We start from the raw sequence: 14,142 nt of genomic DNA, 5'->3' as shown, positions 1-14,142 counted from the left end.
GCTGTCGTTAGTCATCGTGGTGATGCTGACGATGACTCTCGTCCTCGGTACCCAAAGCGGCAGCCGCTGGGCGCTCGGTCTGGTGCCGGGCCTGTCGGTCGAAGGGTTTTCCGGTCTTCTGGGCGGGGCATGGCAGGCGGATCACTTGATCTGGCAGCAAGGCCAGAGCAACGTCGAAATTGACGCGCCGGTGTTCGACTGGTCACCGGCGTGCCTGGCGCGCATGACGCTGTGCATCGACAACCTGCAGACCGGCGACATCAGGCTGCAATTTCCGCCTTCGAGCGACGAAGCCAGCAGCGGCCCCATCAAACTGCCGGATCTCAAGCTGCCGCTGGCCTTGCAACTGGGGCGCGTGCAGATTGGCAGTCTGCACCTGGACGGCACCGAACAGGTTCGCGACGTGCAGCTGGCAGCGCACTGGACCGCTGAAGGGTTGAAGATCGACTCGCTGCACGCCGGTCGTGATGACATCGCCCTCGATCTGTCGGGGCTGCTCAAACCGGAGGGCGACTGGCCGCTGACCGCCGAAGGGCAATTGAAGCTGCCGGATGTCAGCGGTCAGCCGTTGTCACTGGCGCTGAACATTCAAGGCGATCTGCTCAAGACATTAACGCTCAATGCCCGGAGCAAGGGCTACATCGACGCTCATCTGGTCGGTGAACTGCAGCCGTTGGTGGAGAACCTGCCGGCCAACATTGCCATCACCAGCGACGCGTTCAAACCCGCTGCCGATTTGCCGGACACGTTGCAGCTCAATCAGCTGGCTCTCAATGCCAAGGGCGACCTTGCCCAGGGTTACGCCATCACCGGCAGCGCCAGCCTTCCCGCTGAAAAAGGCCCGGTGGCACTGGCGCTACAAGGGCGTGTCGACGCCAGGGGCGTGGACATCGCGGCGCTGGACCTGACGGCCAGTGACAATCAGCGCCTCAAGGCCAGCGGCAAGCTGGATTGGCAGCAGGGCCTGCGCGCCGACGCCAAAATCGACTGGCTCGATTTTCCCTGGCATCGCCTGTACCCGCTGATCGAAGAGCCGCAGGTCAGCGTACATGCGTTCACCGGCGAAGTGTCCTACACCGACGGCAAATACCTCGGCCATTTCGCTGGGGACTTCAAAGGGCCGGCCGGTCCGTTCACTCTAGAAAGCCCGTTCAGCGGCGATCTGCAGCAGATTTTTCTGCCACAGCTTGAACTGGCGGCCGGGCAGGGCAAGGCCAGCGGTCACCTGAACCTGCAATTTGCCGACGGCATTGCCTGGGACACGGCGCTGGATCTGAGCGCCATCGATCCCGCTTACTGGGTCGCGGAGCTGCCGGGCTCCCTGGCAGGTCCGCTGCGCAGCAAAGGGTCGCTGCGTAACGAGCAATTGAACCTGAATGCCGACCTGGATCTGAAAGGACGTCTGCGCGGCCAGCCTGCGGTGCTGCAAGCCAAGGCCGATGGGGCCGGCGACAAATGGAGCCTCAATGCCCTGGACATCCGCCTGGGCGACAACCGGATCCAGGGCACGGGCAGCCTCCAGCAGAAAATCGCCGCACAGCTGGACATCAATCTCCCGCGGCTGGGACAACTATGGCCCGGCCTGCAAGGGCAGATGAAAGGGCGCGTCGACGTTGCCGGCACGGTGCAGGCGCCCCAGGGGCAATTGGCCTTGCAGGGCACTCAACTGGCCTTTGAGGCGAACAAGCTGCAAGCCCTTACGTTGGCGGCCAAGCTCGACAACGCCCAGCGCGCGACCCTTGATCTGAAGACCACCGGCATCCAGGCCGGCGACACCGCGCTGGGCGCCTTGAATCTGAACGGTCAGGGCGACATCAAGCGTCAGCAATTGAAACTCGACCTCCAGGGGCCGCTGCTCAAGCTGGCCCTCGCGCTGGACGGCAACCTGGACAAAGGCAACTGGCGCGGGCGTCTGGCCAGCGGTGACATCCAGAGCGGCGGGCAGGACTGGAAGCTGCAACAGCCGGCCAAACTGGAGCGTCTGGCCGACGGCAAGGTCAACTTCGGTGCCCATTGCTGGGTCTCGGGGCCTGCGAGCCTGTGCGGCGAAGATCAGCGTCTGATGCCGGAACCGCGCCTGCGCTACCACCTCAAGCGCTTCCCGCTGGAAAGCCTGGCGCAGTGGCTGCCCAAGGATTTCGCCTGGAAGGGCGCGCTCAATGCCGACATCCAGCTGGACGTTCCCGCTGCCAGCCCCAATGGTCAGGTGGTCATCGACGCCAGCGGCGGGACGCTGCGGGTCAAGGACAAGAACCAGTGGCTGGACTTCCCCTACGACACGCTGAAGCTGACCAGCAGCCTGACCCCGAAGAAAGTCGACACCCGCCTCGATTTTCGTGGCGGCAAGCTCGGCGAACTGCTGGCCCGACTGAGCATCGATCCAATCGCCAAAAACAAACCCGTCACCGGCGACTTCACTCTTAGCGGCCTGGATATTTCAGTGGGCCGGCCTTTCGTCCCGATGATCGAAAAACTCAACGGCAAGCTCAACGGCAGCGGCCGGATTTCGGGCAGCCTGATGGCGCCACAGATCAACGGCAATGTGGTGCTCGCCGACGGTGAGGTGTCGGGTCCGGAAGTGCCTGTGAGCTTTGAAAAACTCAACGTACAAGCCCTGATTGCCGGCGAACGCGTGGATTTGACCGGCAAATGGAGCAGCGGCGCGGCAGGTCAGGGCAGTATCGGCGGGCATGTAGCCTGGGCCGATGCGCTGGATGTCGACGTTGCGCTGAAGGGCACGCACCTGCCGATCACCGTTGAGCCGTACGCCAAACTGGAAGCGGCGCCGGACCTGAAGATCACCCTGCAGGGCGACCGGCTGGCGGTGTCGGGCAAGGTGCTGATTCCGAAAGGCGAGATCACGGTGCGTCAGCTGCCGCCCTCGACCGTTAAAGTGTCCGATGACACGGTGATCGTCGGCCAGCAGACCAAACAGGGCAAAACCCCGTTGGCCATCGCCATGGACGTGAACGTCGACGTAGGTCAGGAAACCCTGAGTTTCACCGGCTTTGGCCTGACCGCCAATCTCGTCGGGCACGTGCACATCGGCGACAACATGGACACGCGCGGCGAGTTGAACCTCAACGATGGCCGCTACCGGGCTTACGGCCAGCGCCTGACCATTCGCAAGGCGCGCCTGTTATTCGCAGGGCCGGTTGATCAGCCGTATCTGGATATCGAAGCCATCCGCCAGACCGACGACGTGATTGCCGGCATTCGACTGAGCGGCAGTGCCGAACAGCCGACCACCACGGTGTTCTCCGAACCGGCCATGAGTCAGGAGCAGGCATTGTCCTATCTGGTGCTGGGCCGTCCGCTGAGCACCAACGGTGAAGACAGCAACATGGTCGCCCAGGCGGCGCTGGCATTGGGCCTGGCTGGCGGTTCCTCGACGGCGGGGAAGCTGGCGTCCGGGCTGGGGATTCAGGATTTCGATCTGGACACTTCAGGCAGCGGCGACAAGACCGCAGTGGTCGCCAGCGGCAAGATCACGGACAAGCTCAGCCTGCGTTATGGCGTGGGGGTGTTCGAGCCGGCCAACACCTTGACCTTGCGCTATCTGCTGAGCAAGAAGGTGTACCTGGAGGTCGCAGGCGGTGTGGCGAGTTCGCTGGACATTTTCTACAAGCGGGATTTTTGATCGGACGAGGCGGACAGGCTTCATGGGAAGCCGGCTTGCCGCGGCAGAGCGTTACCGCTAGCAAGCCGGCTTTGGAAGTCACGCGACAGCCCCCCATTTGAACGGCTGCCGAACAACCCGCCTCAGCCGTTGACCAGCTTCATCGCCGCATCGGGATAGCGGCCGCCTGCAACCGAATTGACCGGGAACAGGTCCTTCAGCGCCTGCAACTCCGTCGCGTCGAGGGTCACATCCAGAGCCGCGATGTTCTCCTCCAGGTATTTGCGCTGCTTGGTGCCGGGAATCGGAATCACGTCATTGCCTTGGGCGAGCACCCAGGCCAACGCCAGCTGGCCGGCAGTGATGCCTTTTGCTGCCGCCAGTTGCTCGACCTTCTGCACCAGCAGCAGGTTTTTGGCGAAGTTTTCGCCCTGAAACCTCGGGCTGCTGCGGCGATAGTCATCGGCGGCGAAGTCGTCCGGGCTTTTCAGGGCGCCCGTCAGAAAGCCTCGGCCCAACGGGCTGTACGGGACAAACGCGATACCCAGACGGAGGCAGGTGTCGAGCACGCCGTTTTCTTCCGGGTCGCGGCTCCACAGCGAATATTCGGTCTGCAAGGCGGCAATGGGGTGAACCCTGTGCGCGCGTTCGAGGGTCGTTGCCGACGCTTCGCTCAAGCCGAGAAAGCGCACCTTGCCGGCCTTGACCAGCTCGGCCATGGCGCCAACCGACTCCTCGATCGCCACGGCCGGATCGATGCGATGCTGGTAATACAGATCCAGGGTGTCGATTTTCAGCCGCTGCAACGTGCCATCGATCGCGCCGCGGATGTATTCGGGACTGCCATTGACCCCGCGCGCACCGGCGTCGCCGGGTGTACGCACGATGCCGAACTTGCTGGCGATAAACGCCTGATCCCGCTTGCCGGCCAGCGCCTTGCCCAACAGTTCTTCGTTGGTGTGGGGGCCGTACATGTCGGCGGTGTCGAGCAGGGTAACGCCCAGTTCCAGCGCCCGGTGAAGGGTGGCGATGGCTTCTTCGGCATTGCCGCCGGTGGTGTAGAAGTCAGTCATGCCCATGCAGCCCAGGCCCAGGGCCGAGACCTGCGGTCCATTTTTGCCAAGTTGACGCGTTTGCATGATGGATGCCTTGTCGATCAAGAGGACCACCATTCTTGCGCCTCGACAGCGTCGGGATAAACCGGCTAAAAGTGCTTTCACTATTGGTTATTTCTAAACAATCCCTCAGCGGACATGTGATGAGCCATGGATAAATTCAATGCGATGCGAGCCTTCACGCGCATTGTCGAACTGGGCGGTTTCGCCAAAGCCGCCGACAGCCTGCACATGCCGCGCGCCTCGGTGACCATTCTGATCAAGCAACTGGAGGCGCAACTGGGCGTGCAATTGTTGATGCGCACCACGCGGCAGGTGACGCCAACGCCGGACGGTCAGGCCTATTACCAACGCTGCGTGAATGTACTGAACGAGCTGGAAGCCGCCGAATCGGTGTTCTCCTCGGTGGCCAAAGACCCGGAAGGGGTGCTGCGCGTCGACATGCCGTCTGGTATCGGACGACTGATCATCATGCCGCTGTTGCCGGAGTTCACCGAGCGTTACCCCCGGCTGGAAATGGAAGTAGGCATGAACGATCGCCAGGTGGATTTGATCCGGGAGGGCTACGACTGCGTGATCCGTGGCGGGCAGCCCCTCGATCATTCACTGGTGGCCCGGCCGCTCGCTCAAATGCGCCAGGTGGTGTGCGCCAGTCCGGGCTATCTGCAGCGAAGGGGCACGCCGCAATCACTGGCGGATCTGCAGCATCACCAGATCATCGAATACTTTTCTTCGACCACCAACAAGCGCTACGGGCTTGAGTTCGTCATCGACGGCGGGACCCAGGCGCCGGACCTGCCCAAAGCCTTGGCGACCAACAGCGCCGATGGCTACCTCGCCGCATGCAGCGCGGGTTATGGACTGGTGCAGACGCCGTATTACCACGTTGCCGAATGGTTGCGTCGTGGCGAGCTGATCGAAGTGCTGGGCAATGTCGAACAGCCGCTATTGCCTTTGACCGCGCTGTACCCGGCACACCGGCAGACGTCACGGCGGGTGAGGGTTTTCGTCGACTGGGTGGTGGACGTGTGCTCGCGTCCGGGGTTGATGGACAAACCGGTAATGCACCGCGTTTCCTGATAACAAAATCGTTTCTGGCGGTAGGTTGCCGCGGTTTTTCATGGTTAACTTCCGCCTTTACATGCCACTCAAACAAGGACTCAGCTCATGCCACAAGTGACTCGTAGAGGTTCCCCGGTACAGATCAGCGGCGAACTGCCAACCGTCGGCAGCAAGGCGCCAGCGTTTAAACTGGTGGCGGGCGATCTGTCCGACGCCACCCTGGAAACCTTCGCCGGCAAGCGCAAGGTGCTGAACATTTTTCCAAGCGTCGACACGCCAACCTGCGCCACCTCCATCCGCAAATTCAATGCCCAGGCCAACGAGCTGAACAACGCCGTCGTGCTGTGCATCTCCGCCGACCTGCCGTTCGCCCAGGCACGTTTCTGCGGCGCCGAAGGTCTGGAAAACGTGAAGAACCTGTCGACCATGCGCGGCGCGCAGTTCATGCAGGACTACGGCGTTGCCATCGCCGACGGGCCGATGGTGGGGCTGACGACCCGTGCCGTGGTCGTGCTGGACGAAAACGACGTTGTGTTGCACAGCGAGCTGGTACCGGAGATCGGTCAGGAGCCGAACTACGACGCAGCACTGGCGGCATTGAAGTAAGCTCGCAGGCGGCTTATTGCCACCAGCGGGCGCGGTAACATCCCGCAACATACAAGCGGCCTGACTCCATCAGGCCGTTTTTATTGGTACATCAGCACCTTATCCAAAGTAAGCACCAGGTAAATTGCCGGTAAAGGCCCTTTGCCTGTCCGCTGTCTGCGCTTATTGTTCAGCCTCCCGAAGACGCTCACGCGCACACTGGTTGATTTATTCATGCAATCGTCTGCCCCCCGTAATTCCCGTCGCTGGCTGATAAGCCTGCTGGTTCTGTTGATCGTCGCTGGCCTGTGCTGGCGCTTCTGGCCGGGATCCGCGTCGCAACCGAACGGCACGGCGCAGAAAGGCGACCAGGCCCAGGCCAGCGCAAGCCGCGGCGGCAAGGCAGTGGCCAAGCGGCCCGGGTTCGGCGGTTCGACCGTTCCGGTACCGGTGCGGGTGGCAGCAGCGACCACCGGTGATTTCCCCATCTATTACAAAGCCCTCGGCACTGTGACGGCGCTGAACACGATCAACGTGCGCAGCCGTGTGGCGGGTGAATTGATGAAGATCAATTTTCAGGAAGGCCAACAGGTCAAGGCCGGCGATCTGCTGGCGGTAATCGACCCGCGCAGCTATCAGATCGCCCTGCAGCAGGCCGAAGGCACGCTGATGCAGAATCAGGCGTTGCTCAAGAATGCTCAACTCGACGTACAGCGTTATCGGGGCCTGTACAAAGAAGACAGCATCGCCAAGCAAACCCTGGACACTGCCGAATCCCTGGTGGGCCAGTATCAGGGCACGATCAAGACCAATCAGGCGGCGGTGGGCGATGCCAAGCTCAACCTGGAATTTTCGCAGATTCGTGCGCCTATTTCGGGCCGCATCGGCCTGCGCCAGCTGGACGTTGGCAATCTGGTGGCGGCCAATGACACCAACCCGTTGGTGGTGATCACCCAGACCAAACCGATCACGGTCAACTTCACGCTGCCGGAAAAAGACCTCGCCGAGGTGCTCAGCCGTTATCGCAGCGGGGGCAAGCTCGCCGTCGAGGCGTGGGATCGCGGGGATTTGAAATTACAGGCCACCGGCGTGCTCGCCAGCATCGACAACCAGATCGACATCACCACCGGCACACTGAAATTCAAGGCGCGCTTCGATAACGACAATGAAGCGCTGTTTCCCAATCAGTTCGTGAACGCGCGCCTGCTCGCCAACACCCTGAAAAACGTGGTGCTGGTGCCCTCGGCGGCGGTGCAGTTTGGTGTCAACGGCACCTTTGTTTACGTGATGGACGGCGCCAAAACGGTGCGCATCCGCTCGCTTAAAACCGGTGCCAGCGACGAGACCTCCACAGTCATCACCGAAGGTCTGGTGGCCGGTGACCGCGTGGTGCTTGAGGGCACCGACCGCCTGAAAGACGGCAGCGCCGTGGACGTGGTCAACGACAGCAAGGACGTGCCGGCCACGCCGGGGCAGCAGTTGCAGGGCAAGCCGTCCAAGGAGCCCGGTGAGTCTGCGGGTACCGAGCCGGCGAAGAAAGGCAACGTATGAACCTGTCACGGCTGTTCATCCTCCGGCCGGTCGCCACCACGCTGAGCATGCTGGCCATCGTGCTGGCGGGCCTGATCGCGTACACGCTGCTGCCGGTGTCGGCGCTGCCGCAAGTGGATTACCCGACCATCCGGGTGATGACGCTGTACCCGGGCGCCAGTCCGCAAGTGATGACCAGTGCCGTGACCGCGCCTCTCGAACGGCAGTTTGGGCAGATGCCGGGCCTGACCCAGATGGCCTCGACCAGTTCTGGCGGCGCCTCGGTCATCACCCTGCGTTTCAGCCTCGAGATCAACATGGACGTGGCCGAGCAGGAAGTGCAGGCAGCGATCAACGGCGCGACCAACTTGCTGCCGAGCGACTTGCCGGCGCCGCCGACGTATAACAAGGTCAACCCGGCCGACACGCCGGTGCTGACCCTGGCGATCACCTCGAAGACCATGCTGCTGCCCAAACTCAACGATCTGGTCGACACGCGCATGGCGCAGAAGATCGCGCAGATCAGCGGGGTGGGCATGGTCACCATTGCCGGCGGTCAGCGTCAGGCCGTGCGGATCAAGGTCAACGCCGACGCGCTGGCGGCCAACGGCCTGAATCTGGCGGACGTGCGCACGCTGGTCAGCGCCTCCAACGTCAACACGCCCAAGGGTAACTTCGACGGCCCGACGCGGGTGTCGATGCTCGACGCCAATGACCAGCTCAAGTCCCCCGAGGAGTACGCCAACCTGATTCTGGCGTACAACAACGGCGGCCCGTTGCGACTCAAGGACGTCGCCGAGATCGTCGACGGCGCCGAAAACGATCGCCTTGCCGCCTGGGCCAATGAGAACCAGGCTGTGCTGCTGAACATCCAGCGTCAGCCAGGCGCCAACGTCATCGACGTGGTGGATCGGATCAAGGCGCTGCTGCCCAGCATCACCGAGAACCTGCCCGCCGGACTGGAAGTCACCGTGCTGACCGACCGCACGCAGACCATCCGTGCCTCGGTCAGCGACGTGCAGCACGAGCTGCTGATTTCCATCGTGCTGGTGGTGCTGGTCACTTTTCTATTCCTGCGGCGGTTCAGCGCGACGATCATTCCATCGGTAGCCGTGCCGCTGTCGCTGATCGGTACGTTTGGCGTGATGTACCTGGCCGGCTTCTCGGTCAACAACCTCACGTTGATGGCGATGACCATTGCCACCGGTTTCGTGGTCGACGATGCCATCGTCATGCTGGAGAACATTTCCCGGCACCTGGAGGAGGGCGAGACGCCGTTGCAGGCGGCGCTCAAGGGCGCCCGGCAGATCGGTTTCACGCTGATCTCGCTGACCATTTCTCTGATTGCCGTGCTCATTCCGCTGTTGTTCATGGCCGATGTGGTCGGGCGGCTGTTCCGCGAATTCGCCATCACTCTGGCGGTGGCGATCCTGATTTCCCTGGTGGTGTCCCTCACCCTGACGCCGATGATGTGCGCGCGCTTGCTCAAGCGTGAGCCGAAGGAAGAAGAGCAGGGCCGTTTTTACCGGGCCAGCGGCGCGTGGATCGACTGGCTGGTGGCTGCCTACGGGCGCAAGTTGCAGTGGGTGCTCAAGCATCAGCCGCTGACCCTGCTGGTCGCGGTCGCCACCCTCGGGATTACGGTGTTGCTGTATCTGGCCGTGCCCAAGGGCTTCTTTCCTGTTCAGGACACCGGCGTCATTCAGGGGATTTCCGAAGCGCCGCAGTCGGTGTCGTTTGCTTCCATGAGTCAGCGCCAACAGGCCCTGGCGAAAATCATCCTCAAGGACCCTGCAGTCGCCAGTCTGTCGTCCTACATCGGCGTCGACGGCGACAATTCGACCCTCAACAGCGGCCGCATGCTGATCAACCTCAAGTCCCACGGTGAGCGGGATGTCACCGCGTCCGAGGTGATCCAGCGCTTGCAGCCCGAAGTCGATCAGCTGTCGGACATTCGCCTGTTCATGCAGCCGGTGCAGGACCTGACCATCGAAGACCGGGTCAGTCGCACCCAGTACCAGTTCAGCATGTCCTCGCCAGACGCCGACCTGCTCAATCTGTGGAGCGGCAAACTGGTGGAGGCGCTGGTGGAGCGCCCGGAACTGACCGATGTCGCCAGCGACTTGCAGGACAAGGGTCTGCAGGTCTTCCTCAACATCGATCGCGATGCCGCCAGTCGGCTGGGCGTCACCGTCGCCAACATCACCGACGCGCTGTATGACGCGTTCGGCCAGCGGCAGATTTCCACCATCTACACCCAGGCCAGCCAGTACCGTGTGGTGCTGCAGGCGGATTCGCGCAGTGAACTGGGACCCGAAGCGCTGGAGCAGATTCACGTCAAGACCACCGACGGCGGGCAGGTCAAGCTGTCCAGTCTCGCCCGGGTCGAACAGCGTCAGGCGCAGCTGGCGATCGCCCACATCGGCCAGTTTCCGGCGGTGATGATGTCCTTCAACCTGGCGCCCGGTGTCGCGCTGGGCAAGGCCGTGGAAGTCATCGAGCAGGTGCAGAAAGACATCGGTATGCCGATCGGCGTGCAGACGCAATTCCAGGGCGCGGCCGAAGCCTTCCAGGCCTCGCTGTCCAGCACACTGCTGCTGGTGCTGGCGGCGGTGATCACCATGTACATCGTGCTGGGCGTGCTCTATGAGAGCTACATCCACCCGATCACCATTCTGTCGACCCTGCCGTCGGCGGCCATCGGTGCGCTACTGGCGCTGCTCATCAGCGGCAACGATCTGGGCATGATCGCCATCATCGGCATCATCCTGCTGATCGGCATTGTCAAGAAGAACGCGATCATGATGATCGACTTCGCCCTCGACGCCGAACGCAACCGTGGCATTGACCCGCAGACCGCCATCTACGAAGCGGCACTCCTGCGCTTCCGCCCCATTCTCATGACCACCCTGGCGGCACTGTTCGGCGCCATCCCGCTGATGTTTGCCTCGGGCTCCGGCGCCGAGCTGCGTCAGCCCCTGGGTCTGGTGATGGTCGGCGGGCTGCTGGTCAGCCAGGTCCTGACGCTGTTTACCACGCCGGTCATCTATTTGTACTTTGATCGGTTGGGGCGCCGGTTCCAGCGCCACGAGAAAACCGCCTGGAGCTCCCACCCATGAACCTCTCCGGGCCCTTCATCAAACGCCCCGTAGCGACCATGCTCCTGAGCCTGGCGATCATGCTGCTGGGCGGGATGAGCTTCGGTCTGTTGCCGGTGTCGCCGCTGCCGAACATGGATTTTCCGGTCATCGTGGTCAGCGCCTCGTTGCCTGGCGCCAGTCCGGAAATCATGGCGTCCAGCGTGGCGACGCCGCTGGAGCGCTCCCTCGGGGTGATCGCCGGGATTAATACCATGAGCAGCCGCTCGAGCCAGGGCTCGACGCGGATCATTCTGCAGTTCGACATGGACCGCGACATCAACGGTGCTGCGCGGGAAGTGCAGGCGGCCATCAACGCCGCACGCAACCTGCTGCCCAGCGGGATGCGCAGCATGCCGACCTACAAGAAGGTCAACCCGTCCCAGGCGCCGATCATGGTGCTGTCGCTGACCTCCGACGTGCTGGAAAAAGGCGAGCTGTACGACATGGCGTCGACGATCCTGTCCCAGAGCCTGTCCCAGGTGAACGGCGTCGGCGAGGTGCAGATCGGCGGCAGTTCGCTGCCTGCCGTGCGCGTTGAGCTGGAGCCAAAGCTGCTGTCCCAGTACGGCGTGTCGCTGGATGAAGTGCGCACGACCATCTCCAATTCCAACGTGCGCCGGCCAAAAGGCTCGGTGGAGAACAGCGAGCACAACTGGCAGGTGCAGGCCAACGACCAGCTGGAGAAGGCCAAGGATTACGAATCGCTGATCATCCATTACGCCAACGGCGCTGCGTTGCGGCTCAAGGACGTGGCCAAGGTCAAGGATTCGGTGGAAGACCGCTACAACAGCGGCTTCTTCAATGACAAGGCCGCGGTGCTGCTGGTGATCAACCGTCAGGCCGGCGCCAACATCATCGAAACCGTGGCCGCGATCAAGGCCCAGTTGCCGGCGTTGCAGGCCGTGCTCCCGGCCAGTGTCAAGCTTGACCTTGCCATGGACCGCTCGCCGGTGATCAAGGCCACGCTGCACGAAGCGGAAATGACGCTGCTGATTGCCGTGGTGCTGGTGATTCTGGTGGTGTTCCTGTTCCTGGGGAATTTCCGCGCGTCGCTGATCCCGACCCTGGCGGTGCCGGTGTCGCTGGTCGGCACCTTCGCGATCATGTACCTGTACGGTTTCTCGTTGAACAACCTGTCGCTGATGGCGTTGATTCTCGCCACCGGGCTGGTGGTCGACGACGCCATCGTGGTGCTGGAAAACATCTCCCGGCACATCGACCAAGGCGTGCCGCCCATGGAAGCGGCCTACTTGGGCGCCAAGGAGGTAGGCTTTACCCTGCTGTCGATGAACGTCTCGCTGGTGGCGGTGTTTGTCTCGATCCTGTTCATGGGCGGGCTGGTGGAGAGCCTGTTCCGCGAGTTTTCCATCACCTTGTCGGTGTCCATCATCGTTTCGCTGGTGGTGTCGCTGACCCTGACGCCGATGCTCTGCGCGCGCTGGCTCAAGCCCCACGTGCCGGGCACGGAAAACCGCCTACAGCGCTGGAGCCAGCGGGTCAACGATCGCATGGTTGCCGGCTACGACCGCAGCCTGCGTTGGGTGCTGCGTCATCGGCGCCTGACCCTGCTGACGCTGCTGTTGACCATCGTCGGCAACATCGCTTTGTACGTCGTGGTGCCAAAGACCTTTCTGCCGCAGCAGGACACCGGTCAGCTGATGGGTTTCGTGCGCGGCGACGACGGCCTGTCGTTCTCGGTGATGCAGCCGAAGATGGACACGTTCCGCTCGGCGATCCTCAAGGATCCGGCGGTGGAGAGCGTCGCGGGCTTCATCGGCGGCAACGGCGGCACCGGCAACGCGTTCATCATCGTGCGCCTGAAACCGATCAAGGAGCGCAACATCGGCGCCATGGAAGTGGTGGAGCGACTGCGCAAGGAAATGCCGCTGGTGCCGGGCGGGCGTCTGTTCCTGCAACCCGATCAGGACCTGCAACTGGGCGGCGGCCGCGAGCAGACCACCTCGCAATACCAGTACATCCTGCAAAGCGGCGACCTGGAAACCCTGCGCCTGTGGTACCCGAAGATTGTCGCGGCACTGAAGTCGCTCAAGGAGCTGACCGCCATCGACGCCAACGACGGCGGCGGCACCCAGCAGGTGACGTTGATCGTCGATCGCGATGCGGCCAAGCGTCTGGGCATCGACATGAACATGGTCACCACCGTGCTGAACAACGCCTACAGCCAGCGCCAGGTGTCGACCATCTATGACCCGCTGAACCAGTATCAGGTGGTCATGGAGGTCAACCCGAAATACGCACTCGACCCGACCACTCTGGAGCAGGTCCAGGTGATCACGGCCGATGGCGCACGGGTGCCGCTGTCGACCATCGCCCGTTACGAGCGCAGCCTGGAAGACGACCGGGTCAGCCACGACGGCCAGTTCGCCTCGGAAAACATCTCCTTCGACCTGGCCGACGGCGTCACCCTCGATCAGGCGAATGCGGCCATCGAGCGCGCCGTCGCGGCGGTGGGCCTGCCCGAAGACGTGATCGCCAAGATGGCCGGGACCTCCGACGCCTTTGCCGCCACCCAGAAGAGCCAGCCGTGGATGATTCTCGGCGCGTTGGTGGCGGTGTACCTGGTACTGGGCATTCTCTACGAAAGCTACATTCACCCGCTGACCATCCTCTCGACGCTGCCCTCGGCAGGGGTCGGCGCGCTGCTGAGCATCTACCTCACCGGCGGGCAATTCAGTCTGATCTCACTGCTGGGGCTGTTTTTGCTGATCGGCGTGGTGAAGAAGAACGCGATTCTGATGATCGACCTCGCCTTGCAGCTTGAGCGTCAGGGCGGCATGACCCCGGTGGAATCGATTCGCAATGCCTGCCTGCAGCGTCTGCGGCCGATTCTGATGACCACGCTGGCGGCGATCCTCGGCGCCGTGCCGTTATTGCTGAGCAGTGCCGAAGGCGCGGAAATGCGCCGGCCGCTGGGCCTGACCATCATCGGCGGCCTGATCCTCAGCCAGATCCTCACGCTGTACACCACGCCTGTGGTTTACCTTTATCTCGACCGTCTGCGCCATCGTTTCAACACGTGGCGCGGTGTGCAGACGGATGCTGCCCTGGACACTCCGCTATGAACGACTCG

General features: G+C 62.6%; 7 protein-coding genes. 6 read left to right on the top strand and 1 reads right to left on the bottom strand.

The annotated features are described in order from the left end of the window. Positions 1-22 precede the first annotated feature (22 nt). On the top strand, positions 23-3,640 hold the full coding sequence (locus tag QWI20_RS22080) for a translocation/assembly module TamB domain-containing protein (protein WP_369307259.1): 3,618 nt from the start codon (positions 23-25) through the stop codon (positions 3,638-3,640). A gap of 122 nt (positions 3,641-3,762) precedes the next feature. Here the strand turns inward: QWI20_RS22080 and QWI20_RS22075 are convergent, their stop codons facing one another. Further along, complete coding sequence (locus tag QWI20_RS22075; protein WP_369307223.1) at positions 3,763-4,758, bottom strand: aldo/keto reductase; 996 nt, start codon at positions 4,756-4,758, stop codon at positions 3,763-3,765. Between the two features lie 126 nt (positions 4,759-4,884). Between QWI20_RS22075 and QWI20_RS22070 the strand changes: the two genes are divergently transcribed. The 5 genes from QWI20_RS22070 to QWI20_RS22050 all read left to right on the top strand — a co-directional run bounded on the left by QWI20_RS22070 (position 4,885) and on the right by QWI20_RS22050 (position 14,134). After that, complete coding sequence (locus QWI20_RS22070; protein WP_369307222.1) at positions 4,885-5,814, top strand: LysR family transcriptional regulator; 930 nt, start codon at positions 4,885-4,887, stop codon at positions 5,812-5,814. An 87-nt stretch (positions 5,815-5,901) separates the two neighbouring features. After that, positions 5,902-6,402 (top strand): thiol peroxidase, encoded by a 501-nt coding sequence (gene tpx, locus QWI20_RS22065; protein WP_369307221.1) that lies wholly within the window; start codon positions 5,902-5,904, stop codon positions 6,400-6,402. A gap of 198 nt (positions 6,403-6,600) precedes the next feature. Further along, a complete protein-coding gene (locus QWI20_RS22060; protein WP_369307258.1) occupies positions 6,601-7,932 on the top strand; it encodes an MdtA/MuxA family multidrug efflux RND transporter periplasmic adaptor subunit in 1,332 nt (443 codons plus the stop codon). Beyond that, a complete protein-coding gene (locus tag QWI20_RS22055; RefSeq protein ID WP_369307220.1) occupies positions 7,929-11,030 on the top strand; it encodes an MdtB/MuxB family multidrug efflux RND transporter permease subunit in 3,102 nt (1,033 codons plus the stop codon). Before QWI20_RS22060 ends, QWI20_RS22055 begins: the two co-directional genes overlap by 4 nt. Then, positions 11,027-14,134 carry an efflux RND transporter permease subunit gene (locus QWI20_RS22050; protein WP_369307219.1) on the top strand — a complete coding sequence of 1,036 codons (3,108 nt, stop codon included), beginning with the start codon at positions 11,027-11,029 and terminating at the stop codon, positions 14,132-14,134. Before QWI20_RS22055 ends, QWI20_RS22050 begins: the two co-directional genes overlap by 4 nt. The last annotated feature ends 8 nt before the right edge of the window (positions 14,135-14,142 follow it).

This window comes from Pseudomonas sp. W2-17, from assembly GCF_041060445.1.
Taxonomy (GTDB): Bacteria; Pseudomonadota; Gammaproteobacteria; order Pseudomonadales; family Pseudomonadaceae; genus Aquipseudomonas.
The sequence above is the reverse complement of the archived record's forward strand: the minus strand, read 5'-3'. Positions and strand labels throughout refer to the sequence as shown.